The organism is Mesorhizobium sp. WSM4308 (assembly GCF_002294905.1).
In the GTDB taxonomy this organism is placed as follows: Bacteria; Pseudomonadota; Alphaproteobacteria; order Rhizobiales; family Rhizobiaceae; genus Mesorhizobium.
On sequence record NZ_NSFW01000007.1, the window covers coordinates 30,420 to 55,443 of the forward strand.

Sequence of the window (25,024 nt, forward strand, 5' to 3'; positions counted from 1 at the left end):
GGCGGCATGACCCAACGCATCGTCATCACCGGAACCGACACCGGAATTGGCAAGACCGTGTTTGCGGCCGGGCTCGCCGGCCTGCTCGACGGTTTCTACTGGAAGCCGGTGCAATCGGGCCTCGACGGCGAGACCGACAGCGAGGTCGTTGCCCGGCTTACCGGCTTGCCCTTAGAGCGCGTGCTGCCGGAAGCCTACCGCTTGAAGAGCCCGCTGTCGCCGCATCGTTCGGCCGAGATCGACGGCGTCGCGATCAAGGCTGCCGATCTTACTTTTCCCGTCCTGCCGACGCCGCTCGTCATCGAGGGCGCGGGCGGGCTGATGGTGCCGCTTAACCGGCACACAAGGTTCATCGACATCTTCGCTGAGTGGCGGCTGCCGGTCATTTTGTGCGCCCGCACCACGCTCGGCACCATCAACCACACGCTGCTGTCGATCGAGGCCCTGCGGGCGCGCTCCATCCCGCTGGCAGGAATCGCTTTCATCGGCGATGAGATGGCCGACACGCAACGGACAATCGTGGAAATTGGCGGTGTACCGCAGCTCGGCAGGCTTCCGCTGCTCGATCCGCTGACGGGCAAAACGCTGAGAGACGCGATGATTGCCGGCTTCGACCTCGCTTTGATTGCCGGAGGGCAATGATGCCGCAGTCCCGAGTTTGGCACCCCTTCACCCAGCACGCGCTCGAGCATTCGATCCCCGAAATCGTCCGGACCGAAGGCGCCTATCTCCACAAGCCCGACGGCGCGCGCATCCTGGACGCCATTTCCTCCTGGTGGGTCGTCACCCATGGCCACCGCCATCCCCGCATCATGAAGGCGATCGAGACGACCGCGTCGAGCCTCGATCAGATCATCTTCGCCGGCTTCACCCACGAGCCGGCCGAACGCCTGGCCAAGGCGCTTGTCGGCCTCGCTCCCGCCGGCCTCGACTGGGTGTTCTATTCCGACAGCGGTTCGACCTCGGTCGAAGTCGCGCTGAAGATGGCGCTCGGTTACTTCCGCAACATCGGCGCACTGCGTTCGCGCATCGTCGTCATGGAGCACAGCTATCATGGCGACACGATCGGCACGATGAGCGTCGGCGCTCGCGGTGTGTTCAACGCCGCCTACGAACCCTTGCTGTTCGAGGTCGACACCATCCCCTTCCCGGCCGCGGGACGCGAACAAGAGACGCTGGATCGTTTTGAGGCCGTCAGCCGCGACCGGCGCGCCGCCGCGCTGATCGTCGAGCCGCTGGTGCTCGGCGCCGGCGGCATGCTGATGTATCCTGCATCGGTTCTGACCGAATTGAAGAAGATTGCCGAAGCCTCCGGCACGCTGCTGATCGCCGACGAGGTAATGACCGGCTGGGGGCGCACCGGAACCATGTTCGCCTGCGAGCAGGCGTCGATTTCTCCAGATATCCTGTGCACCTCGAAAGGCTTGACCGGCGGCATCATCCCGCTGGCCGCAACGCTTGCCACCGATGCGATCTTCCAGGCTCATTATTCCGAGGACCGCACGAAGACGTTCTTCCACTCCAGTTCCTACACCGCCAATCCGATTGCCTGCGCGGCAGCACTTGCCAATGTTGAGATCTGGCGTGACGAGCCGGTGGCCGAGCGTATCGCGGCCCTGAGCGTGAGACAGGCCGCCGGGCTTCGGCGCTTTGGCGACAATCCCTACCTCGCCGACAGCCGGGCGACCGGCACGATCGCGGCCCTCGATCTGCGCACCGGCTCTGCCGGCTATCTGGCCGAGATCGGACCGAAATTGCGCGCCTTCTTCCTCGAGCGCGGCCTTCTCGTGCGCCCGCTCGGCAATGTCCTCTATCTTCTGCCGCCCTATTGCATCACCGGCGAGGAACTGGACGGGCTCTATGACGCCATCGAGGAGGCCGGCGAACGCTTCGGCTTAAAGCCATGAGGAGATCGTCGCGCCTTCTCGGCTTTGGTCATCATGCGCCGTCGCGCAAGGTGGAGAATCCGGAAATCGAAGACCGTCTCGGGCTCGAACCCGGCTGGATCGAGCGGCGGACCGGGATACGCTCGCGCTTCTGGGCAAACGACGAAGACACGCTGTCGGGCCTTGCCGCGCATGCCGGTGACATGGCGCTGGCGAGCGCCGGCATCGACCGTGGCGACATCGGTCTTTTGTTGCTCGCCACCTCGACACCCGACCACCTGCTGCCGCCCAGCGCGCCGCTGGTCGCCCACCGGCTTGGGCTGGGGCGTGCGGGCGCGGTCGACCTGACCGGCGCCTGCGCCGGCTTCATCTATGCGCTGATGTTCGCCGACGGCTTCACCCGCCTGCATGGCAAGGCGGCCCTTGTGATTGCCGCCAACATCCTCAGCCGCCGCATCAACCCGGCCGAGCGCGCCAGCGCCGTGCTGTTTGCCGATGCCGCCGGCGCCTTGGTGATTGGTCCCTGCAATGACCCGGACCGGGGCATTCTCGGCGCATCGGTGGATTCCGACGGCTCTCGCTACGGGCTGATCCAAATTCCCGCCGGCGGAAGCAACACGCCGTTTCACAGCGACCTAGACCTGAGGCAGACCCGGATGACGATCACCGACGGCCGTGAAGTGTTCGGCAAGGCCGTCGAGATGATGACCGCCTGCTCGAGAGGTGCGCTCACTGCAGCCCAAATGCGGCCGCAGGATATCGGGCGGTTTGTGCCGCACCAAGCTAATGCCCGTATTTTCGATGGGGTCGGGCGCAACCTCGGCATTGCCGATCACGCGATCGTCAAGACGATCGCCGAATATGGCAACTCTTCCGCCGCAACGATCCCGCTCTCGCTCTCGCTCGCCCATCGCACGGAGCCCTTTCGGCCGGGCGAGAGAATACTTCTGGCGGCAGCGGGTGCGGGCCTCAGCGGCGGCGCGCTCGTCGTCGGAATTTAGCCGAATAACTGGCTGCTCCGAGGGTGGCAGGATTCATGATGGAAAGGACAACAGACCATGCGAAAACTAGTCGCCGGCAAGCTGCACGGCATCTACGTCACCGAAGCGAACCTCAACTACCACGGTTCGATAACGCTCGACCCAGATCATTGCGAAGAAGCAGGGATCCTGCCCATGGAATTCGTGGAGATATGGAACAAGAATTCCGGTGCGCGGATTTCGACCTATGTCATCCTCGGTGAGCGCGGCTCACGATGCTGTATTCTAAACGGAGCAGCCGCCCGCACTTGCCAGCCCGACGACCAGATCATTGTCTGCAACTCCATTTATCTGGACGAAGCGCACATTACCTCACTGAAGCCGCTGATTGTCACGTTCGACCAGGACAACAATATACTCGATCGCCTAAGCTACTCCGTCGATCTCGACGCCGATGGCCGCTACACCTTCTCCATCCTTGACGAGACTGATCAGGCTTTGGCCATTCCTGCGCTGGTCTCCGGGGCGTGACACCCGCCGCACATGTGACATCAGTGTTCGTCAATTGGTGGCCTGCTCGCAAGGCCGAGCCTGGCGCGTTGGTCATCGGCAAAATGTTCGGCGGGCGACTGCGTCTTGAACCGATGAACTGTCAGTTCGCCGTCCTCCATAATATGAACCACCCATCCCCCACCGCAACGCTTGACGCGCACGTCGTTTGGTTCGCCAGCCACCATCGCCGCCCCTCATTTTCGTCGCCTTGGAACCGAGACTGGAAGTCGTTCCCCGCACAGCGAAAAACACGGGACCTTACGTAACGTCAAGCGCCGATTATTTGACAGCTGGCGCCTTATGGATTTGACGGCGACAGCGGCTCTGGCCCGGGCTATCCCGAGCCGGCCGCATCTTGCATTCGGATCGATTTAGATGACCCGATCTTGCACGTTAATGCTGTCTTAATTATCCACAGCTAATGTCAGTGAGAACGCGTATTCAGTTCGAGTAGCTCTGCAAAAAGCCCGCCGCTCTTGCCCCCAAGAGTGGCGGGTTTTTCGGTTGTGAACACTGACGCAGTCGGTGCGGATGCTGCCACAGCACAAGCGCCGTGGACGTCTTCCCTGCCCCCTTCCATCAATGTCGCGGCGCTCCTTTTCGGGGCGAAGGCTCGTCGAGGACGAAGCCGAACGCGCCAGCCGCCGGCTGGGCATCGGACACCTCCCCGAAGCACGAGCCTTGGCGCGCGGGTTCTCGTGGCAATCGTTTCCGGTCTCGACCAGATCGTTGCAGAGGAACAGGAGAACGCCTGTCCTACCGGCGAGTTCGATTCTGCTGCTTCACAGGCGGCCAGCTCTGCTCGCAGAGGGAGCCACTATCGAGCGTGCCGGATCGGCATTCTCCGAATGATCGCTTCCGATCTTCAGCGTAGAAGAGATCGAGAACAGGCTTGGCAGCGTTTCAGGTCAGGATCGCTCCCTCATGCTACATCGAGCAGCGATGCTGCCAACCGCGTTCGATCAATAGACGCAAGACGACGGGAAGCGTCGCTATTGACCGCAGTGCAAGACGAGCATCGCAACAGTCTTGCCGGGGCTTTATTGCTTTCAGCGGCAACCGCCACTATGTAGCGACACTTCGCCGCCTGTCTTTCAAGCCACCCGGAGAGTTTCATGACAGAAGAAGCCGACAACAACATCGACGTCCTCATCGAGCTCACCGCTGATGTCGTCTCAGCCTACGTCTCCAACAATCCGGTCCCGGTCGGTGAACTTCCTGCCCTCATTGGCCAGGTGCACGCGGCACTCAAGGGCACGGCCGGCGCCAATGTTTCTGCGGAAGTCCCGGAGGTTCTGAAGCCTGCCGTATCGATCAGGAAGTCGGTGACACCGGACCACATCATCTGCCTTGAGGACGGGAAAAGATTCAAATCGCTCAAGCGCCATCTGTCGAGCCATTATGGGCTGACGCCGGACGAATATCGCACCAAATGGGCTCTGCCGGCGGATTATCCGATGGTCGCGCCGAACTACGCCGCGGCGCGCTCGGCGTTGGCCAAGACGATGGGTCTTGGTCGCAAACCGAAAGAGCCGGAAACGCCGCCAGCGCCGGCAAAGCGGGCCCGCAAGATGGTCGCAGCTTGATTTCAGAAATCAAGGTTTTTTCTGGGCGCGCAGTGCCATCGGCATAATCTGCATCTGAACGGAATATGAAAAGGCGGGGTCTACCCGCCTTCCCTTTCAAGACAGCCTGGCTTGCCCAACAATTCGCGCGGGCTGCAGCATCCGCGGCTCAAGCCGTCCAGTCGAGCCCTGTGCTCGCCCGCCCTTGTCACGCGGCGAGACCTATCGCGTCCACCCGCTGTTGCCAGCAGGCGAGAGAAAAGTCAGCCGGCTTTGCTGAGGCTGCCGGCCGAGGACTTGCCGGTGCGCCGGTCCTGTTCGATTTCATAGTTGATCTTCTGGCCATCAGCGAGGGTAGAGAGGCCCGCTCGTTCTACAGCGGAAATGTGGACAAAAACATCCTGACCGCCATTGTCGGGTTGGATAAACCCAAATCCCTTGGTGCTGTTGAACCACTTAACCGTTCCAGTCGGCATATGCGTTTTCCTTTGTAACAATTGCAACGTGGGCAGGCCGTTAGGCCAGTCCCGATTCATAGCCGATACTTCTGCGTCAGGCGCAGCAAAAAAGGAAAAATTTGCAAGGCCCGGTTTGATCGGCCGCTGTAACTCCTCATGCACCGTCCAGCGCCCGCCCGTTGGGGCTCACGTTTCCGCGGCAGGTCCACCCGACCCAAGGGAAGCACGACTTTTCGTGAGCGGTGGTCCTATGCAAAAGCCACATGTGCGCAGTAGATGTCCATCCGGCCGGATAGGCCAAGAGCCTTCTGGGGAATCGACATTGCCGCTGCTGCCGCCTTTGATCCGCCACCTCAAATCTCCTGACCTTTTTGGCAGCCTTGACCGCCTGCCGGCGCTTGGCAAACCAGTCAGTGAGCGGACATTTGAGGTCCTCAACCCGTCGACCGGCGAAGTGCTGGCGGAGCTTCCCGACATGGGTGTCGAGGAGACGCGGGTTGCGGTCGACAAAGCCTATAACGCACAGCCTGGATGGGCGGCATTGACGGCCCGTGAACGCAGCGACGTTCTGTGGCGCTGGCATCAGCTGATAATCGACCACGGTGATGACCTTGCCGCGATATTAACCGCGGAGATGGGCAAGCCCCTTGCCGAGGCCAAATCGGAAGTGTCGCATGCGGCGGCCTACCTGCAATGGTACGCCGAAGAGGCTAACCGCATCTATGGCGAGACGATCTCCGCGCCATCGCCAGACCGGCGCTTGCTGGTGATCAAGCAGCCGATCGGCGTCGTCGGTACGATTACGCCATGGAATTTCCCGGCCTCCATGGTGGCGCGCAAGATCTCGCCGGCCTTGGCCGCGGGCTGCACGATCGTTTTGAAACCCGCTGAACAGACGCCGCTCGTTGCCGGCGCAATGTTCGCCCTTGCGCATCTAGCTGGCTTTCCCGAAGGGGTGGTCAACCTGATCTACGCTTCTGAAGGCGATGCCGTCGGCCGCGAACTCTGTACAAACCCCAGAGTCCGCAAGATCAGCTTCACGGGCTCGACCGAAGTTGGCCGGCTGCTCATGCGCCAGTGCTCGGACCAGATCAAGAAGGTCAGCCTCGAGCTCGGCGGCAATGCGCCTTTCATCGTCTTCGACGATGCCGACGTCGATGCGGCGGTAGACGGGGCTATCCAGGCCAAGTTCCGCAACGCCGGCCAGACCTGCGTTTCCGCGAACCGCCTTTACGTCCAATCGGGCGTTCACGATGAATTTATCGACAAATTCGTCGAGCGGGTCCGCCAGCTGCAGGTTGGTGACGGTTTCGATCCAGGTGTCGCCATCGGCCCGCTGATCGACAGGCAGGCACTCTCCAAGATCGAATCGCATATCGCCGATGCCGTCGCCAAAGGCGGTACAATTCGCTGCGGGGGCAAACGCATTGGCAAGGATGGCACATTCTTCCAACCGACGGTCCTCACTGAAGTCTCCAGCGAGATGACGATTGCGCAAGAGGAGACCTTTGGGCCATTGGCCCCGACCATTCGCTTCGACGATGCGGACCAGGTCGTACACGAGGCAAATGACACGATCTACGGCCTGGCCGCCTACTTCTATGCCTCGAACCTGCAGCGTGTCTGGCGTGTGGCCGAGGCCCTGGAATATGGCATGGTGGGCATCAATACGGGACGCATGTCATCGGAAGCCGCACCCTTCGGCGGGATGAAGCAGTCCGGCATTGGGCGGGAGGGTTCCCGGCACGGGCTCGAGGACTACCTCGAAATGAAATACCTCTGCATGGGCGGCATCTGAAGCATCCGCTTGCGAAATCGCGGAGCCGCCGGCGCAAGCGATCATCAAACCTGTGAAGCAAAAGTCGCACCTCGATGGGCGGCGGCTACGAACCCGCTGAAACCGTCGCATTCGTCACCTTGAGGTCAGCTTCGCGCCGACGCCCGCCCTTGTCCCGCAGTCAGGCAAGGTCGTCGCCTCGGGTGAGCGCGGCCCTGGAAAGCGTCGGGATACCGGACCTGGACAAGTGTTCACATCATCGTTCCAACAACGGTCGTCCCGGCGATGGTCAGTGAGCAGTTCCGGAGCATCCCAGCTTTCTTAATCGCTGCGAAGTATCTTTGCTTCAAGCGCGGCTGCCACGAAAGCTCTTCGAGCTGCTGCAGGATAAGCCTCACCGCGCAATACCTGCAGACAGGCATCCATCGCGGCCTTCCGTTTCACGGTCTGACGTTGAAGATCACGCAGCAAGATAGCGGCAGCATCATTGACCTCGAAGACGATCCGCTCTGAGCCGTGGTGGCTAACCTGAACAACGACTGGCCTCTCAAATCTGCTCAAGCCGGTCATGTCTGCGCTCCTGTGAGGCAAATAGCCTCGATCGCACCTTGGCCCGGCCGACGGTTCCGCTGCTCGCTGAACCTCGCCCCTCGCGATCCATGTGCGGTATCTGATTCATGGTGGGATTGCGCCGCTAATGTCGAAACCTGCTTCTGCTTTCGGCTATCCCTGAAAATCTCAACACAATGCCCCCTCGGCGTGCCAGGTGCCTATACCTGCACTTTTCCACGGCCCGACTTGCAGGCAGCGAGCCATTGCATGGCGGAAATTGCATCTTCCAATATGGCGGCCCGTTTCGCAAAGCCGAAAAAGGCGTTGCGCGCTGCGCTTACAGGTTTTCGCCCATCGTATGCATCATAGCAGGCCCTGACGGCGGCTTCGTGGATCAGGTCTCGGCGATCTTCTGGCCAGTCATTGAGGAAGTCGATAGCGTCCGCAAGGCTGGCAATTTCCTGGACGATGTAGGTTGCACGCTTCACGAAAACTGGGCTGCTGAAAGCTTCAGGCTTCATTGGTTCCTCCCGACCTGCTGAACGGCTGGTTTGCGTGAACACGCGCCTCATCGACACCCGCCGACGATTGCACAATGTGTTGTCAGGGCAATGACGGTTCAAGAGGAAAGCAGGCGGCTTTGGCAGACTAGCAGGCCGATTTCGCTGCCGCGGCTCCCGAAGGCCTCGCAAGAAGGCGATGGCCAGGCGTTTGCATGAGGAGCTTCAAGGGCCCGACAGCCGTGCTCGTCACACGCACGACCTCGATGAAGCCGTCTATCTCGGAAACGGATCGTCATCATGCATCCCCATCCTGCGGCGGATCGCCACGATGCTGCCGGTAACCCGCCTAGTCTGTCGCGACCTCCGATCCGAATTTCAGTGTGTCGTCGCATGGGCGCATCAGCCCTCCGTGACTGACGGCCGCGCCCCAGCTCAAAGCGTCGCCGACAATCGGCCGCTCTGGCCGGCATACCTACGCCGCAGGTCCCATCAACAGCATGAATCGGCCGCTTGTGATCGATTCCGAAAATGCGTTGGACGCGTCTAATGCACTCGGAAATATGGAAGCATGGATAGGAGCGGCCACCATCTTCATTGCATCCTGAAACTCCTGCGGCTTCGCCATGGGGCCGGCAAAGGCGACTGCGTGGGCGATATGATCGTCTTGGCATCACCCTGAAAGCTGGACAAGAGATCGCGAGCGCAGGCCCGGGTGCCGGCGGCGGGCCGCTTTCGTCGTGGCTTGGACAGCGGCAACGTTTCCGAAAACCTTTGGAGAATGCGTGGCGGCGGGTGGACGAAGGCGTGCGCTCCGCCTAGAGGACACTCGCAACTCCCCTAAGTCCGCGAGATCACCATGAGGCAGCCGCAGCGACCCTTTGTCGTCGAGTTCAAACAGAAGCGAGGGCTGGTGAAGCGGCCACAGTCGATCTGGGGCGGCATTGACTCGCTGCCATCGCCAACGAAGTCGCTGAGGTGAAGACGGAAGGTGCGATCGCTGAAGCAACCCCGCCGCCGACATTTTCCGAAGATGCTCGTTCTCAGCCCGTGCCAACCACCGTTGAGGCAGGCGTCATCGTGCCCGACGGATCGTCTCCCAAGCCGCTGGCGGTTGAGGATGCGCTGGTTCCCGAGGCACTGGACGCACAGACCGGAGGCAGACGAACCCGCAAATTAAAGCGCTGGCAGAAAGATGTCCCTTTGCCGCGAGGTCAACGATGGAAACGTCGCCTACCTTGGGTGCTCCGCCAAAGCCGGGCCCTGCAGTAGGTCCACCAGCACCCCGCCAACGTCGAAGACGAACAGCATGCCTCGTTCCCTCATTGCTGTGTGCCTCTGAACAGGAATTCGGCTGCACGCCGATTAAGTTCATGGCCTGGACGATGAGCGATAATGCGCAGCCGGAGCCGGTGGTTGATAGTATACAGATCTCCAAGTAGATCGACGAATCTTCTTATGAGTAGCGAATTCGTTTTCGTGCCTGAGAGTCGTCAGTATCGAATGAGAATCCCAAAGGATAAGCGCCTCGGAACTGAGGACCTCTGGTAGGCCGCGCAATCGGGATTTGGCTGCCTCTTGTAGAGGAATCCGGTCGAGCGGATCTCGGATAAAGGAACGCGCTGAAATTACCTTCTCAGGGACCATCGAGTTTAGACAGTTTTGAATACTGAACGCCGATCGGCATCGGATAGTCGATCGTACATTCCACTGAAAGGTGGTGTATCCCTTCCCGTCTCGACCATGGATTATATGGGGTTGCTGGATTGAAACCTATTCCCCGGAGAGGGGTCCGGCAGGAGACTAAGCTCGCTGCCGGGCCGTACGCCTTGGGAGGGCGATGGGGGTGATAGAATATGTGAGCTGGGCGGAACGGGACCCAAGTTAGAAAAGTTCGGGCGCAACAAACTCCTGCATTCAGCAAATAAGATCCTGGTTCCACCTTCCGAAACCGAGGCTCAAATCCCTATCGCCTCGTAGGCATCAGCAATGTGACGAATGGACGCCACATGGGCAGCAGTCCGGTAGTCACCCAGTTCAGGCCGCTCTTCGATGAGGTCTGCGATGCGCGCCCAGGTGCTGCGCATGACGTCCTCCAACCCGGAGCGAACAAGATCGATCTCTGCACCTCCTTCAAGAAACTCGTCGCGCATCTCGGCGGGAAATTCCTTGCCGGTCATGCGTTCAAGGGCGGCTGCGATCGTTTGATTGCGTCGCTCCCGACGGCGCCTTTCCATCAGGCCGAATGGGATGTGCGTCAGGTTTTTGACCCACTCGAAATAGCTGACGACCACACCGCCGGCGTTGACGTAGAGATCGGGAAGGATCGTCACTCCGCGCGAACGGAGGATCTTATCCGCCTCGAACGTGACCGGGCCGTTTGCGGCTTCCACAACTAAGTGGGCTTTGATGCGCTCTGCATTGTGCGAATGGATGGCATTTTCCATTGCCGCTGGAATGAGCACGTCGCATGGCTGTTCGATGCCGCTCATATCGCCGGCTAGCGACTTGCCTCCATCAAAACCAAGGACGCTGCCGGTCCGGATTTGATGCTGCTTGAGGGCCTCGATAGCCAGGCCCTCGGGGTTGGAGACACAGCCATCCCGTTCAGCGACAACAGTCACTCGAGCACCGTCGCCTTCAGACAGGAACTTGGCCGCGTGATAGCCGACATTACCGAACCCCTGGACGATCACGAGGGCGTTGTTGAGATCGCGCCGGCCTTTCAGTCCGTCAGTACGGGGATCCCGAAGGAAGCTCTGGATGGCGAACTGAACGCCCCGGCCCGTGGCCTCCGTTCTACCGGCGATTCCGCCCTTCGACAGGGGTTTGCCCGTGACGCAAGCACGCGCGTTGACCACATCGGTCGGATTGGCGCGGCGGAACTCGTCCACCATCCAAGCCATCTCCCGCTCACCGGTGCCGATATCGGGCGCAGGAACGTTGATGCCGGGGCCGATCAGGCCACGCTTGTTCAGTTCCTGGGTGAAGCGGCGGGTGATGCGCTCCAGTTCCTGTGGCGTCCATTCGCGAGGGTCGATCTTGAGCGCGCCCTTCGAGCCGCCGAACGGAACGTCGACCAGCGAGCATTTGAGCGTCATCAGCGCAGCAAGCGCCTCCACCTCCTCGGCATCGGCGTTCGGTGCATAGCGAATGCCGCCTTTCACCGGCTCGCAGTGCTCGCTGTGGACCGATCGCCAGCCAATGAAGCTGTACATACGGCCGCGCAGCCTGACGCCGAAGCGCACCGTGTAGGTCGAGTTGCATTGAATGATCCGCTCCGCCAATCCATCCGGCAGATCGAGGAACGTCATGGCGTGACGGAAATTATGGTCAACGCTCTCTAGAAAGCCAGCGGAATTGTCCTGCATCACGCACCTCTCATGGCTGGACGGTCGGCGCTCGCGTTCATGCGTTTGCTCGCGCAGTCCGCCGCGTGGTGATGCTTACGTCGCGGCCGGAACTTTCTTCCGCGATCTCAATTGGGGTTTTTGGTCTCACAGGCAACGAACGTTTTCCTTCTTGTGCGGGCAGGCGGAATAGCTTGCAGCTCTCGACCCTCTTGATGAGTAGCCGGACTTGCGAGGCGCAAGGTGTGAACCGAAAAGTTTCAGCGCTCTTAATCCTTGTGCTGCTTCGTTTGACCAATCTTTCAGTGGCCGAGGCACCTCTGGCCGGCGCTTGCAATAATGCACTACAAAACGCGATCGGCCGCCGCCTCTACGCTCGGATTTCGCCTGCGCAAAAGGCCAAGTCATGGCAGGCTGGGAGGTTCTCAACATCATGGCCCACCTTGGCAGGCCGGAGTCGCAGCGCGCCGCTTGAGTTCCACTGGTAGGGTATGAAAAGGAGCGACATCTGAATACCACCAAAAACCCTTAGACAGCCTCGAGGGCGATGGAAATTCCCTGGCCGACACCCACGCACATGGTAGCGAGCGCCCGCTTCTGGCCCGTCAGCTTCAGCTCCAGTGCCGCCGTGCCGGTGATACGGGCGCCCGACATGCCGAGCGGGTGACCGAGCGCTATGGCGCCGCCATTGGGGTTAACGTGCTCCGCATCCTCCGGAAGGCCGAGCTCGCGCAGCACGGCAATGCCTTGGCTGGCAAAAGCTTCGTTCAACTCCACCACATCGAAGTCGGTTGGCTTCAGACCGAGACGGGCGCACAACTTATTCGTGGCCGGCACCGGACCCATGCCCATGACGCGCGGCGGCACGCCCGCGGCAGCCCCGCCAACGACCCGCGCAATCGGCTCAAGCCCGTATTTGCGCACCGCCTCCTCTGAGGCGATGATGAGAGCGGCCGATCCGTCGTTGACGCCAGAAGCATTGCCGGGCGTCACCGTCCCATCCTTGCGAAACGGAGTTGGCAGCTTCGCCAGCTGCTCCAGCGTGGTGTCGGCACGCGGATGCTCGTCCTTGTCCACCATGACCGGGCCACCTTTCCGCTTCGGGACCGTCACGGGCACGATCTCCTGCGCGAAGCGACCCTTCTCCTGTGCTGCCGCCGCCTTAGTTTGAGAGCGCAGGGCGAAGGCATCCTGATCCTTGCGCGATACGCGGAACTCCTCGGCCACGTTCTCACCGGTCTCGGCCATCGAGTCGACGCCGTACTGACGCTTCATCAGCGGATTGATGAAGCGCCAGCCGATGGTGGTATCGTAGATCTCGGCGGCGCGCCCGAAAGCCGTCTCCGCCTTCGGTATGACAAAAGGTGCGCGCGACATGGACTCAACCCCGCCTGCAATCATCAGCTCCGCCTCGCCGGCCTTGATGGCGCGGGCGGCGGTGATCACCGCATCCATGCCAGAGCCGCACAGGCGGTTGAGGGTGGTGCCCGGGACGGAACGGGGCAGCCCTGCCAGCAGCAGGGCCATGCGGGCGACATTGCGGTTATCTTCCCCAGCCTGGTTGGCGCACCCGAAGATCACATCATCGACATCCTCGAAGTCGATCTTTGCGTGGCGCTCCGTTAATGCCTTCAGCGGCACCGCGGCGAGCTCGTCGGCACGCACGCTGGACAATGCGCCGCTGTAGCGGCCGATCGGCGTGCGGATATAATCACAGATAAAAGCTTCGCGCATTTCAGAGATCCGGAACGATCAGCTCGGCCACAGGGCGCTTAACAAGAAGCTCGGCCCCGGTCCGGGCTTGCAGGTCTTCGAACGACAGCGCTGGAAGCTTCTCGCGCAGGACAAAGCGATCGCCTTCAATGTCGATGACCGCGAGGCTGGTATAAACGCGTGTGACGCAACCGACGCCGGTCAGCGGCAGCGTGCAGCGCTTCACCAGTTTGGGCTGCCCGTCTCTCGTCACATGATCGGTAATAACGGCCGTGCGCTTCGCTCCGTGGACAAGGTCCATCGCACCGCCCACGGCCGGAACTCCCTTGGGCCCGGTGCTCCAGTTCGCCAAATCCCCGTTCTCGGCCACCTGGTAGGCGCCCAGGATCGCCACATCCAGATGCCCGCCCCGCACCATGGCGAAGCTGTCGGCATGATGGAAAAAGGCGGCACCCGGGTTCATCGTCACGGCCTTTTTGCCGGCATTGATCAGATCCCAGTCCTCGCTCCCGTCTGCCGGGGTCTCGCCGAAGTTCAGGATGCCATTCTCAGTGTGAAAGATCGCTTGGCGTCCAGAGGGTTGGTACTGGGCCACCATCTCCGGGAAGCCGATGCCAAGATTGACATAAGCTCCACCCGCGATGTCCTGGGCGGCACGCCAAGCGATCTGGGCATTGGAAAGCTTGCTGGTCATGGATAGTGCGCTCCGGCGCGGTTCAGGGCTTCTTCCTGTTGTGGATCGGGCACCGCGACGAGGCCTTGCACGAAGATGCCGGGGGTGACGATGTGTTCGGGATCGAGCTCGCCTGCTTCCACGATGCGACTGACCTGCACGATGGTTGTCGCCGCAGCCATGCACATGAGTGGATTGAAATTTCGTGCCGCTTTGTGATAGGTCAGGTTCCCCTGCCGGTCGCCAAGATGCGCCTTCACCAGAGCGTAATCAGCCTTCAGCCAGCGCTCCTGCACATATGGCCGCTCATCAAATTCCGCGATCACCTTTCCTTTGGCGAGATCAGTCCCATAGGCCGTAGGCGTGTAAAAAGCCGGGATGCCTGCCCCGCCGGCACGGATGCGTTCGGCGAGTGTGCCTTGCGGCACGAGTTCCAGCTCGATCTCTCCGGCCAGATAGGTCTCAGTGAACGCGTGGGGGTCCGCGGAGCGGGGAAACGAGCAGATCAGCTTCCGGACCATCCTATGTTTGATGAGCGCCGCCAGGCCGACATGGCCGTTGCCCGCGTTGTTGTTCACCACCGTCAGGTTTCTAGGGCTGCCCGCCGCATAAAAGCGGTCAATCAGCGCATGGATCAGTTCAATCGGCGAGCCTGCGCCTCCGAAACCGCCGATCATCACCGTCGCACCATCACCAATTCCCGCGACGGCCTCAGCCCGATTGGGGATTGTCTTGTCCATCGGCGCTCCTCTCTGGTCACAAGGTGGGTTCATCATACACCTCAGTAGTTGCCCACGGCCGCGACTGGAGACACTCCACATAGACAGACGCGTGGACGGCAAGAACCGGCTCGAGGCCGAATTCGCGCCGCGCTGCCAGCTCGCACCCTTCAGCGCGGCGAGGCTGCAAGCTCGGTCGCACGTGCGGGCACCTCGACGCTGTCGAAGATGCGGCCGCTAAAGATGATCTGCTTGGGCTCATGCGGGAGATGCTTGTCGGAATAGGCGACGAACATATCTCTTTCCTTGTCTGGCGAGGGTGGAGACGACCAAGGCCGCAAAACGGTCTTGGCCTGTGACATCGCCGGCGGTCTCAGCCGCTGATTGCCTTCACTTCCAGATACTCGCGAAAGCCATATTCCCCGCGTTCACGACCGTTTCCAGACTGCTTGAAGCCGCCAAACGGGCTGCTTTTCAAACGAGGTTTCCCATTGATTTTGACATTACCAGCCAAAATCCTCTTCGCGACGCGAAAACCGCGGTCGTTATCACGGGTCTCAATGTAGGCGGCCAAGCCATAGGGGGTGTCGTTCGCCATCGTAACCGCCTGCTCCTCGTCATCGAAGGGAATAATGACGAGGACGGGTCCAAAAACTTCGGTCTGAGCAATAGCCATCGTATTAGTGACACCGGCGAAAACGGTAGGTCGAACGAAATATCCCTTGTCGATACCCTTGGGTCGACCGGCCCCTCCTGCCACGATGAGAGCTCCTTCAGCCACCCCCACCCCCAAGAGGTCCTGGATTCGGTCAAACTGAGCTTTTGAAACAACGGGCCCGATATGATCACCATCCTGCGTGGGATCCGCGACGTGGATCTTTTCAGCTTCATCAGCGGCGAGTCTTACGACTCGATCGTAAATGCTGCGCTCGACGAGCATTCTCGTCGGTGCGTTGCAGGACTGACCGCTATTTTGGAAGCACATACGGATGCCGCGGGTAACGGCTTCCACAAGATTGCAATCGGAAAAGAGGATATTGGGTGATTTGCCTCCGAGTTCCAGCGTAACTCGCTTTACCGTCGGAGCGGCGCTTTGGCTTACGGCAACACCGGCCCGCGTCGAGCCGGTGAACGAAACCATGTCTACGTCGGGGTGCGACGAGATATCCGCCCCAACGGTTTCGCCGCGTCCATTGACGAGGTTGAAGACGCCGGCCGGGAAACCCGCTTCATCGATTATCTCCGCCAGGAGAAGCGAGGACAGTGGCGCCAAATCCGAGGGCTTCAACACAACAGTACATCCACAAGCCAATGCCGGGAATACCTTGAGTGCAACCTGGCTGATTGGCCAATTCCAAGGTGTGATGAGTCCACAAACGCCGATCGGCTCGTAGACCACGAGATCGGTATTTGCGCCTTCGGAAACCCACCTTTCGAACTCAAACTTCTGCAAGATTTCGATGCACGCGTCGATCTCCTGCAAGCCACTTGGTGCGTGAGCACTCCGCGATAACCGTATCGGAGCTCCCATCTCCTGCGAAATGGCTTCCGCCATCTCTTCCAAACGGCGCTCGTAAATGGAACGGAGTCGACGCAGGCGGACAGTCCGGTCGTCCCTGCTTGTCGTTGACCAAGCAGGAAATGCCTGGCGGGCGGCACGAACTGCCCGCTCGACATCCCGCCTTGTGCCGTCCGCGATCCGAGCGATCACGAGTTCCGTGGCGGGATTAATAACGTCTATTTCGCGGTCCGAGGACGACGCGGTCCATTCGCCCGATATGTAGTGCCTGGTTCGATCCAGCATCATTTCCCCTGCGACATACGAACGAACTGAGTGGGAACTACGCTTTGCATAGTGCGCCTGCAGGTTTAGCCGACGAACTGGTCGAGATTGTCGCGCAGGCGCTTCACGAGCCAGTCGATCTCGTCCTTCGAGATGACAAGCGGCGGCGAGAAGATCAGGCTGTCTCGCACAGCGCGGGTGATCAGTCCGGTCTTGAAGCAGAGATCCCGCACCGGGATCGCCAAGCTCGAGACCGGTTCGATCGGCGTGCGCCCCTCCTTGTCCCGCGTCAGTTCGACGGCAGCCATCAGGCCGACGCCGCGCACCTCGCCCACCAGCGGATGGTCGAGCAGTTCCCGCAGCTTCGCCTGGAAGTACGGGCCGGTCTCTTCTCCTACTCGCTCAACGATCCGCTCGCGCTTTAGGATGCGAATGTTTTCGAGCGCGACGGCAGCCGCCACGGGGTGGCCCGAATATGTATATCCGTGGTTCATGCGGCCGGGCTTGTCCATCAGGACGCTTGCCACCCGGTCCCCGAAGACGGAGGCAGCAATCGGCAGGTAACCCGACGACAGGCCTTTCGCGGTGGTGATGATGTCGGGTTTGATCGCGTAGGTGTCAGAACCGAACCACTGCCCGGTGCGGCCGAAGCCGCAGACCACCTCGTCGCAGATCAACAAGAGGTCGTACTTGCGGCAGATCTCCTGCACCCCCTGCCAGTAACCGGGGGGCGGGGTCAGCACGCCTCCGGCCCCCTGCACAGGCTCTCCAATGAAGGCGGCAACGTTTTCCGGTCCGACGTCAAGGATCGTCTTCTCCAGCCCGTCGAGCGCCCATGCGCAATGCTCTTCAGCCGTTTGGCCGCGGCCGTCGCGCCACCAGAACGGCGCCGGTGCGTGGTGGACGTCGGCGATCGGCATACCCGCAATGTCGTGCATGTCTTTGAACCCTGTCAGTGAGCCGGAACCGATCGAGCTACCGTGATAGGCGTTCTGACGCGAGACGATCGCCTTGCGCTCGGGCTTGCCGAGGCGTGTCCAGTAGAGGCGGGCAAGACGGATGTTGGTGTCGTTGGCCTCTGAACCGGAGTTCGAGTAGAATACGCGGTTGAGGCCGTTAGGGCTGACCGAGGCAATCTCGGCCGCCAGTTCGGCGGCCACTGGCGTTGTGGTCTTAAAGAAGGTGTTGTAGTAGGGCAACTCTTCCATCTGCCGCGCCGCGGCTTCCGCAAGTTCCTTGCGGCCGTAGCCGATGTTGACGCACCATAGGCCGCCCATGCCGTCGAGCAGCCGCTCGCCTTCGCTGTCCCACAGATATACACCTTCGCCGCGCGTGATGACGCGCACGCCTTCGGAAACGAGTTCCTGCTGGTCTGTGAAGGGATGCATGTGATGCGACAGGTCGAGTGCGCGAATGCTCAAAGTATCGTAGGGTTGGTTGTTGTTCGTGATCGGTCTGTTCATGACGTGAAGTTCCTTCAGGATGCTTTGGGGGACGCAGCGTTCAAATGAATTTGGCTCGATCGCGCGGTCACGTCGCGGTTCAGATCAGAGCGCACATGACAGGCGACGGAGCGCCCGTCCGGCATGGGCACCAAGGACGGTACCTCCATGCGGCAGCGTTCGACGGCAAGCGGACAGCGCGGATGGAATGCGCACCCGCTCGGCGGATTTATGGGGCTTGGGACCTCACCCTCCACAAGCACTTCCAGCCGAACGCGCGCGGGATCGGGTACCGGGGCTGCCGCGATCAGCGCCTCGGTGTAGGGATGAATCGGCTTGGCGAAGAGCGCTTCGCACGGCGCAAGCTCCACGATCCGACCCAGATACATGACCGCCACGCGATGACCGATATGCTCCACGACGCCGAGGTCGTGCGATATGAAGACGAAGGCGATGCCCATCTGCTGTTGCAGATCCATGAGCAGGTTCAGGATCTGTGCCTGCACGGAAACATCAAGGGCCGAGACCGCCTCATCGGCGATAATGAGCGACGGCTTAAGGGCCAGTGCCCGCGCGATGCCAAGCCGCTGTCGCTGACCACCCGACAACTCGGAGGGAAACCTGTCCTTCATCTGCGGCGACATTCCCACCTTCTGGAGAAGCTCCGCGGCAAGCGCTTGGCGTTGCTTGCGGCTGAGCCGCTCGAAATTCTCGACAGGTTCGGTGATGATCTGTCCGGCGGTCAGACGCGGGTTCAGTGACGAGTAAGGATCCTGAAACACCATCTGCATCCGACGGCGATACGCACGAAGCTCATGCTTCTTAAGATCGGCAATGTCGATCCCGTCGATCAGGACACGTCCACCCGTCGGATCCGTCAGTCGCATCAAGAGCCGGGCAACCGTGGATTTGCCGCAGCCGGATTCGCCAACGATGCAAAGTGTCTCTCCTGCCTCGACGGAAAAGGATACATCCTGCACTGCCCGCACCACCGGAATGGTTTTCTTGAAGAGGCCCGAGCCAAGCGGATAGTGCTTGGTCAGGTTATCGACTTTCAGCAAAGGACCATTCATGCGCCCATCACCTCTTCGGCGCGCCAGCATGCGGCGGCGTGATTTGACCCGACATCACGAAAGACGGGTGCCTTGTCACGGCAAATATCGATCGCGAACGGACAGCGTGGCGCAAAGCTGCAGCCGACGATGGGCTCGCGAAGACTTGGGACAATGCCTGGAATTTCGGGAAGGCGGCCCTGTCGGCCGCGCCGCCGGTCAGGCACCGATCGCATGAGGCCCTGAGTGTAGGGATGCGCGGGACGCGCAAACAGATCGATGACGTTTGCTTGTTCTATAATCCGGCCGGCATACATCACGATCACCCGCTGGCATGTCTCGGCAACAACGCCCAAGTCATGCGTGATGAACATCACAGCTGTTCCCGTGCGGGATTTCAGATCGACGATCAGCCGCAGAATCTGTGCCTGGATGGTCACGTCCAGCGCCGTCGTCGGCTCGTCGGCAATCAACAGTTCCGGCGAGCAGGCCAGGGCCATGGCGATCATGGCACGCTGGCGCATGCCGCCCGACATTTCATGGGGGTAGTTGTTGACGCGACGCTCGGGGTCCGCGATGCGGACGAGACGCAGCATCTCTTCTGCCTTTGCCATAGCCACCGAGCGGGACGCTTTCGTGTGGATTTGCACCGCCTCGGCGATCTGGCGGCCGACTGTGTAGACCGGGTTCAGGCTGGTCATCGGCTCCTGGAAGATCATGGCGATCTGATCGCCGCGGACCTTTCGCATCTCGCGATCGGACAGCTCAAGCAGGTCGCGTCCATGAAAGCGGATCTCGCCGCCGACGGTCCTGGCGGTCAGCTTCGGCAGCAGGCGAAGAATGGAGAGAGCGGTGACGCTCTTGCCACATCCGGATTCGCCGACAACGCCAAGTGTCTCACCTCTCTTAACCTGGAAGCTGATGCCGCCAAGAGCCCGGGTGACGCTATCTTCACCGAAGAAGTGTGTCTCGAGACCCACAACGTCGAGGAGGACGTCATCCGATGCAACTTTTTGCACTTGCATATCATCGCCTGCGATTTGCGCGGGGATCGAACAGGTCGCGCAGACCATCCCCGAGCAGGTTAACGGCCAGAACCGTGACGGCTAGGCAGATGCCGGGGGCGAAGACCGTCAGGGGCGCAACGCCGAGATACAAGCGAGAGCTCGCAATCATGTTTCCCCAGCTAGGGATCTCCGGGGGCACGCCGATACCAAGAAAGCTCAGACCGGCCTCGGTCAAGATCGCGCTGGCACAAACACTAGCGCTTAAAACCATCACGGACGGGATAGTGCTCGGAAGAATGTGCCGCCACAGAACTTTCGGCAGTCGTGCCCCGCCGCAGATCGCTGCCTCTACATAAGGTCGCTCCCGCACGTTGAGAACCACCGAGCGAACCAGCCTCGCGACGCTTGGGATTTCCGGTATAGCGATCGCGACGATGAGAATACTGATTCCACGACCCGTCAGAGAAATCAGCGCTATAGCCAGTAGGATAGTGGGTATGGACATCAGACCATCCATGACTCGCATGGCGATCTTGTCGAAGCGCCGGTTGTAGCCAGAGATGACCCCTAAAAGAAGTCCGCCCAGAACCGCGCTTACCGCCGACGCCAATCCCACCAAAAGAGAGATCTGGGCGCCTAACGCGGTTCGCGCAAATACGTCACGGCCCAGGTTGTCGCTTCCCATCCACATGTCCGCGGACGGTGGTTGCAGACGGCTAAAAGGATCCATGTTCACGGGATCACCAGCGTAAAGCGGAGCGGCGATTGCCAGAATGATCAAGAGCGCCAATAGGGTGCCGCCTGCAAAGACCAGTGGACGCCGTCTCACTAGGCGGTGTAGCCCGGACAACCGGAGCCGGTCCAACGGTATAGTTTCAACGGGTGTGGAGAAGAGCTTCATGTTAATACCGAATCCGAGGATCGACCAGGGTGTAGGAAAGATCGACCGCGAGATTAATCAACACGTACAGACCCGAAATGAGGATGAGCACCCCCTGAATGATCGGATAATCGCGTTTGTTGACCGCATCGATTACTAAACGACCTATTCCGGGGATGTTGAATACCGTTTCCGTGAGGACGACCCCCCCAACTAGGCTTGCAAAGCTTAAGCCGACCACGGTGAGGATTGGAACGCCCGCATTCTTCAGTGCGTGGTGGAAAAGCATGGAATAGGCAGACGCGCCTTTGGCGGCGGCCGTGCGCATGTAGTCTTCAGATAAGACTTCGAGCATGCTCGCCCGTGTGATCCGGGCGATATACGCAATGTAGGGAAAGCTCAAAGTCGCAGTTGGGAGGACTAGATGCAGAAGCCATGGTCCAAAGCCATGGTCGATGGGTTGATATCCCTGGACGGGCAGCCAGCGTGCGCTAATAGCGAAGAAGTAAATGAGAAAGAAGCCGACGACAAACACGGGCACAGAAAAACCAAGTGTCGCGAACGCGGTCAGGATGCGATCGGCAGTACCCCCGGCCCGCCACGCCGCAAGGATGCCAAAGAATACCCCTGCTGCTATTGAGACTACCATCGTCAAGGCTGCCAGGGAAAGCGTTGGTTCAAGTCGCTGCGAAATGAGCTCGAGAACCGATTGTCCCGCAAAGATCGAGGTGCCGAAATCGCCGCCGACCAGATCGCGCACCCAGCGGATAAACTGAACTGGCAGCGGATCGCCGAGCCCTAATTGCTCGCGGACTGCGGCGATCATCTCTGGGGTGGCCTTATCGCCGGCGATGATGGCCGCCGGGTCGCCGGGTGATAACCTTAGGAGCAGGAAAACGAAGATGCCAACCATCGCCATGACGGCGATGGTTGAGACCATCCTGCGGAGGATATAAGCAGCCATCGCGCTCAGCCCTTCTGCATGTTCCACATCGGAACAATGATCGGCATTTCGATCAGACCGGTCAGGGAAGCGCGTCGCGCGATTGGTGCGGTGATTGCGCCCAAGTAAACTGAACCGACGAAATCCCACCACACTCGTTGCATCTCTCGCGCGAGCGCCTGGCGCTCCTCAAGAGTAGCTACAGTCGCCCATCTCGCGTAAAGAGCCTCATACTCGTCGTTTTTCGGCCAGCCGTACCAAGCCTTATCGCCATTCGCGAGGAAGATCGGGTTGCCAAGAACATCTCCCATGGCGAAATCGGCGTCCGAGGTTGGATAGATGCTCCATCCACCCTCATCAACCGAACCCTTATTATCCAAGCGGGCAGTCACGGTACCCCACTCGGTCGGGTCCAATTCAGCGTTGATTCCTATTTTTCTAAGGGCATTCGCGATGTACTGTGAAACGTCGCTCATCCACGGCACGTTCGTGACCTGAACAATTACAACCTTCTCCCCGGCGTATCCTGCCTCCTGAAAAAGCTGCTTGGCTTTCTCAGGATCGCCGCTCTTCTTGAACCAGCCTGTATTTTCATCGTTAGTGTATGGCGTCTTCGTTCCGAAAACCGACGTCACAGTCTTGATGTATTCGGGAGGAGAACTCGTACGCATGGCCGCTTCCTGATCAATCAGATGAAGCAACGCTTGCCTAGCCTTTAGATTGTTGAATGGCTTCTGAAGGAAGTTTATGCGCAAATACCGAACGAACCCACCTTTGTCGAGGATCTGCAGGGTAATAGCCGGATCTCCTTCCAGGACTGGAAGGAGATCCATTGGCACGCTCTCTAGATAGTCGATTTCCCCTGCCTGCAGGGCTGCAAGCGCTGTTTGCTGGTCGGCGATATTGTCCCAGATCACGCGCTCGACCTTGACAACTTTTCCGCCCGCCAATCCATCAGGAGCTTCACGACGTGGCACATACTTTTCGTTCCGGTCATAGGTGAAGCTAGCGCCGGGGCGAGCAAGTTCGTGGTTAAACTTGAAGGGCCCGGATCCGATATTTGTCGTGACCGGAATAGTCGGAGGCGTATTCGCGTCCTTCTCTCGCATAATGAAAAGACAGGGAGGAGTTAAGGTCGCCAAGGTTTCAACAAGAAGCCCCAGCGGCTCCTTCAGCGCGATTATGAAGGTCTTTTCATCTTTCCTCGAGATGTCGGTGGCCAGAGCCTTTATCAACGGCCCGCTGGACGCTGCTTCCATCCATCGACGGATCGAAGCCACACAATCATCCGAAGTGACTGGCGTACCGTCGTGCCAGCTCAGGCCGTCGCGAAGGACGAAAGTATACGTCCTTTCGTCGTCGGAAACTCCCCAGCTGTGAACCATCTGAGGCTGTGGCCTCATCTGAGAATCCAGCGAAAACAGCGTGTCATAGACGGCCGCGCCGTGATGCGCAGTGATGTAGTACGACGATATCATCGGATCGAACACACCAAGATCGCCACTTTTCACCATACGTACTGTTTGACCGATCGCCGGCGTGTTCTGAGCACGCAATATGGACGGAAAAGACAGGGCGGTTCCAGCGGCAACGCCTGCTTTAAGCAGGATCCTTCGAGAGATCGTCATGTACCTGTTCCCTTTTTTGTTTGTTAAGAATTATCTTACCCGTGGCAGTGACCCAGCCGCGTCGTTGGTGTCACGCGCGGAATTTCGCAACGCAGCTTGACTGCCACGCTAGTTAACATTGCAGCGGCGCTGTAAGTGGCCAGGGCCGAGCGAGCTCCAGAAGACGAGCTAGTCTCAAAGCAATGTCGTCACGGTGTTGCGGGGCGGTTATCATTAAGCCGACAGGCATCCCGGATCTTGTGAAGCCCGCTGGGGCCGATATTGCTGGATTCCAACTAGTGTTTGCGATGAACCCAAGTGGAGCGGGCCCGGTATTGCTCGCGTCGCGACCGTCAATAATCTCGGGAGCCGGGCCGGCCGCAGCGAACGCTTCGGTAGCAACTGTCGGTGAGACGATGACATCTATGTCTTCAAAGCTAGCAGCGAAATCTCGGCGCAATTTGCTGAGACGCCTCTCGATCTCATAGACTTCCTCAATGGTGAGCTTGGCTCCGGCAAGCAGTGACTGTTGTGGCACGTCGCTGAGTTCACCAATTCGACCGGGAAGATATCCTTCCTGACATAAATTTGACCAGGTGCGGCTTCCCACGAGCCTTCGCCAGAGTGGGCGGATTGTTTCCAGGGACAGCTCCAGCTTGCGTTTTTTGAGTCGAGCCGTGCTAATCAAAGCCTCGGCCGCGGTGTATGCGATTTCAACGATCTCAGGCTCCATCACACCGTAGCCGAAGTCGTCCGACCACCCGACCCTTAGTCCGCTGACATCTAGAGATTCAGCCAATTTCTCGTAGTTCTGATCGGGTCGAGGCAAACTCATCCGGTCGACTGGATGGTGGCCCGCCGCCACATCGAGGTAGCGCGCCGTGTCGAGAACAGAGGTCGTCAGCGCTCCTAAAACGGTGAATACCGATTCCCTCTCGAGCGGGATGCGCCCGTGGCTGGGCTTTAAGCCAACCAGGCCGGTCCAAGCGGCCGGTCCTCTGGTGGATCCCCCTCCATCGCTTGCAGTTGCCAGCGGCACCATACCCGCAGCTACAGCTGCGGCCGAGCCACCGCTACTACCGCCGGGCGTTCTCTCAGGGTTCCAGGGGTTTCGCGTTACTCCAAACGCCAACGTCGCGGTCAAATTATCCATCCCGAAATCGGGCGTCGCGGTCTTGCCTAATGGAATAGCTCCTGCGCGGCGCAGCCGCGCGACATGCACGCCGTCCGCCTGCTTCGGCTTGCTGTCGCGATAGAACACTGAGCCATAGCAGGTGCGAAGGCCGGCACAGTCTTCTAGGTCCTTCACTCCGATCGGAACGCCCGCAAGCGGCCCTGGATCCTCACCACGCGCAACCTTCTGATCGATCAGGATGGCAGAGGTTTCAGCGCCCTCTTCATCTATTTCGACGAACGCGTTCAATGTCGGATTTACTGCCTTAATTCGCTTGATAGCGTCACGGACGACCTCAGTTGCGCTGATCTGTCCGCGCCTGACACATTCCGCAATCTCGATGGCCGTTCGGCTCATTAGTTTCCCCCTTGAGAGCGATAGTTCGGCGACAGCAGCCGACTTTCCGAATTC

At 60.0% G+C, this 25,024-nt stretch carries 22 protein-coding genes; 6 read left to right on the forward strand and 16 right to left on the reverse strand.

The window, feature by feature from the left end; genetic code table 11:
- Positions 1–6: 6 nt before the first annotated feature.
- The 5 genes from bioD to CK227_RS14430 all read left to right on the forward strand — a co-directional run bounded on the left by bioD (position 7) and on the right by CK227_RS14430 (position 5,004).
- Positions 7–642, forward strand: coding sequence for a dethiobiotin synthase (gene bioD / locus CK227_RS14405; RefSeq protein WP_095774289.1), 636 nt, complete (start codon positions 7–9; stop codon positions 640–642).
- A complete protein-coding gene (locus CK227_RS14410) occupies positions 642–1,907 on the forward strand; it encodes an adenosylmethionine--8-amino-7-oxononanoate transaminase (protein ID WP_095774288.1) in 1,266 nt (421 codons plus the stop codon). The genes bioD and CK227_RS14410 overlap by 1 nt, the downstream gene beginning before the upstream one ends.
- The gene (locus tag CK227_RS14415) at positions 1,904–2,887 is read left to right on the forward strand and encodes a beta-ketoacyl-ACP synthase III (RefSeq protein ID WP_095774236.1); all 984 of its coding nucleotides are present in this window, start codon (positions 1,904–1,906) and stop codon (positions 2,885–2,887) included. The genes CK227_RS14410 and CK227_RS14415 overlap by 4 nt, the downstream gene beginning before the upstream one ends.
- A 57-nt stretch (positions 2,888–2,944) precedes the next feature.
- Positions 2,945–3,397 carry an aspartate 1-decarboxylase gene (panD, locus tag CK227_RS14420; protein ID WP_095774235.1) on the forward strand — a complete coding sequence of 151 codons (453 nt, stop codon included), beginning with the start codon at positions 2,945–2,947 and terminating at the stop codon, positions 3,395–3,397.
- Positions 3,398–4,533: 1,136 nt separating this feature from the next.
- Positions 4,534–5,004 (forward strand): MucR family transcriptional regulator, encoded by a 471-nt coding sequence (locus CK227_RS14430; RefSeq protein ID WP_095774233.1) that lies wholly within the window; start codon positions 4,534–4,536, stop codon positions 5,002–5,004.
- Positions 5,005–5,246: 242 nt separating this feature from the next.
- On the opposite strand, the gene CK227_RS14435 is transcribed toward CK227_RS14430, so the two are convergent.
- Positions 5,247–5,459, reverse strand: coding sequence for a cold-shock protein (locus CK227_RS14435; protein WP_095774232.1), 213 nt, complete (start codon positions 5,457–5,459; stop codon positions 5,247–5,249).
- Positions 5,460–5,763: 304 nt separating this feature from the next.
- Here CK227_RS14435 and CK227_RS14440 point away from each other — a divergent pair, with 304 nt between their 5' ends.
- Positions 5,764–7,239: an NAD-dependent succinate-semialdehyde dehydrogenase gene (locus CK227_RS14440; RefSeq protein ID WP_095774231.1), complete on the forward strand. Its 1,476-nt coding sequence runs from the start codon at positions 5,764–5,766 to the stop codon at positions 7,237–7,239.
- A 300-nt stretch (positions 7,240–7,539) separates the two neighbouring features.
- Here CK227_RS14440 and CK227_RS14445 read toward each other — a convergent pair whose 3' ends face one another.
- The 15 genes from CK227_RS14445 to CK227_RS14510 all read right to left on the reverse strand — a co-directional run bounded on the left by CK227_RS14445 (position 7,540) and on the right by CK227_RS14510 (position 24,970).
- The gene (locus CK227_RS14445; RefSeq protein ID WP_095774230.1) at positions 7,540–7,788 is read right to left on the reverse strand and encodes a DUF982 domain-containing protein; all 249 of its coding nucleotides are present in this window, start codon (positions 7,786–7,788) and stop codon (positions 7,540–7,542) included.
- A gap of 200 nt (positions 7,789–7,988) precedes the next feature.
- The gene (locus tag CK227_RS14450) at positions 7,989–8,291 is read right to left on the reverse strand and encodes a DUF982 domain-containing protein (protein ID WP_095774229.1); all 303 of its coding nucleotides are present in this window, start codon (positions 8,289–8,291) and stop codon (positions 7,989–7,991) included.
- Positions 8,292–10,228: 1,937 nt separating this feature from the next.
- Positions 10,229–11,584: a Glu/Leu/Phe/Val dehydrogenase gene (locus tag CK227_RS14455; RefSeq protein WP_095774228.1), complete on the reverse strand. Its 1,356-nt coding sequence runs from the start codon at positions 11,582–11,584 to the stop codon at positions 10,229–10,231.
- Between the two features lie 564 nt (positions 11,585–12,148).
- The gene (pcaF, locus tag CK227_RS14460) at positions 12,149–13,354 is read right to left on the reverse strand and encodes a 3-oxoadipyl-CoA thiolase (protein WP_095774227.1); all 1,206 of its coding nucleotides are present in this window, start codon (positions 13,352–13,354) and stop codon (positions 12,149–12,151) included.
- Between the two features lies 1 nt (position 13,355).
- Complete coding sequence (locus tag CK227_RS14465; RefSeq protein WP_095774226.1) at positions 13,356–14,027, reverse strand: 3-oxoacid CoA-transferase subunit B; 672 nt, start codon at positions 14,025–14,027, stop codon at positions 13,356–13,358.
- Positions 14,024–14,746, reverse strand: a complete 723-nt coding sequence (locus CK227_RS14470; RefSeq protein WP_095774225.1) for a 3-oxoacid CoA-transferase subunit A — start codon at positions 14,744–14,746, stop codon at positions 14,024–14,026. The genes CK227_RS14465 and CK227_RS14470 overlap by 4 nt, the downstream gene beginning before the upstream one ends.
- Before the next feature lie 149 nt (positions 14,747–14,895).
- Entirely contained in the window at positions 14,896–15,021 is a 126-nt protein-coding gene (locus CK227_RS37810) for a hypothetical protein (RefSeq protein ID WP_280951242.1), read from the reverse strand.
- Between the two features lie 77 nt (positions 15,022–15,098).
- On the reverse strand, positions 15,099–16,529 hold the full coding sequence (locus CK227_RS14475; protein ID WP_095774287.1) for an aldehyde dehydrogenase family protein: 1,431 nt from the start codon (positions 16,527–16,529) through the stop codon (positions 15,099–15,101).
- Between the two features lie 65 nt (positions 16,530–16,594).
- On the reverse strand, positions 16,595–17,971 hold the full coding sequence (locus tag CK227_RS14480) for an aminotransferase (RefSeq protein WP_095774224.1): 1,377 nt from the start codon (positions 17,969–17,971) through the stop codon (positions 16,595–16,597).
- Between the two features lie 14 nt (positions 17,972–17,985).
- Positions 17,986–19,023 carry a dipeptide ABC transporter ATP-binding protein gene (locus CK227_RS14485; RefSeq protein ID WP_245318195.1) on the reverse strand — a complete coding sequence of 346 codons (1,038 nt, stop codon included), beginning with the start codon at positions 19,021–19,023 and terminating at the stop codon, positions 17,986–17,988.
- Positions 19,020–20,027 (reverse strand): ABC transporter ATP-binding protein, encoded by a 1,008-nt coding sequence (locus CK227_RS14490; protein WP_095774223.1) that lies wholly within the window; start codon positions 20,025–20,027, stop codon positions 19,020–19,022. The genes CK227_RS14485 and CK227_RS14490 overlap by 4 nt, the downstream gene beginning before the upstream one ends.
- A 1-nt stretch (position 20,028) precedes the next feature.
- Positions 20,029–20,910, reverse strand: a complete 882-nt coding sequence (locus CK227_RS14495) for an ABC transporter permease (RefSeq protein WP_095774222.1) — start codon at positions 20,908–20,910, stop codon at positions 20,029–20,031.
- A gap of 1 nt (position 20,911) precedes the next feature.
- The gene (locus CK227_RS14500; protein WP_095774221.1) at positions 20,912–21,853 is read right to left on the reverse strand and encodes an ABC transporter permease; all 942 of its coding nucleotides are present in this window, start codon (positions 21,851–21,853) and stop codon (positions 20,912–20,914) included.
- A 5-nt stretch (positions 21,854–21,858) separates the two neighbouring features.
- Positions 21,859–23,460, reverse strand: coding sequence for an ABC transporter substrate-binding protein (locus CK227_RS14505; protein WP_095774220.1), 1,602 nt, complete (start codon positions 23,458–23,460; stop codon positions 21,859–21,861).
- A 112-nt stretch (positions 23,461–23,572) separates the two neighbouring features.
- Positions 23,573–24,970: an amidase gene (locus CK227_RS14510; RefSeq protein ID WP_095774219.1), complete on the reverse strand. Its 1,398-nt coding sequence runs from the start codon at positions 24,968–24,970 to the stop codon at positions 23,573–23,575.
- Positions 24,971–25,024 lie beyond the last annotated feature (54 nt).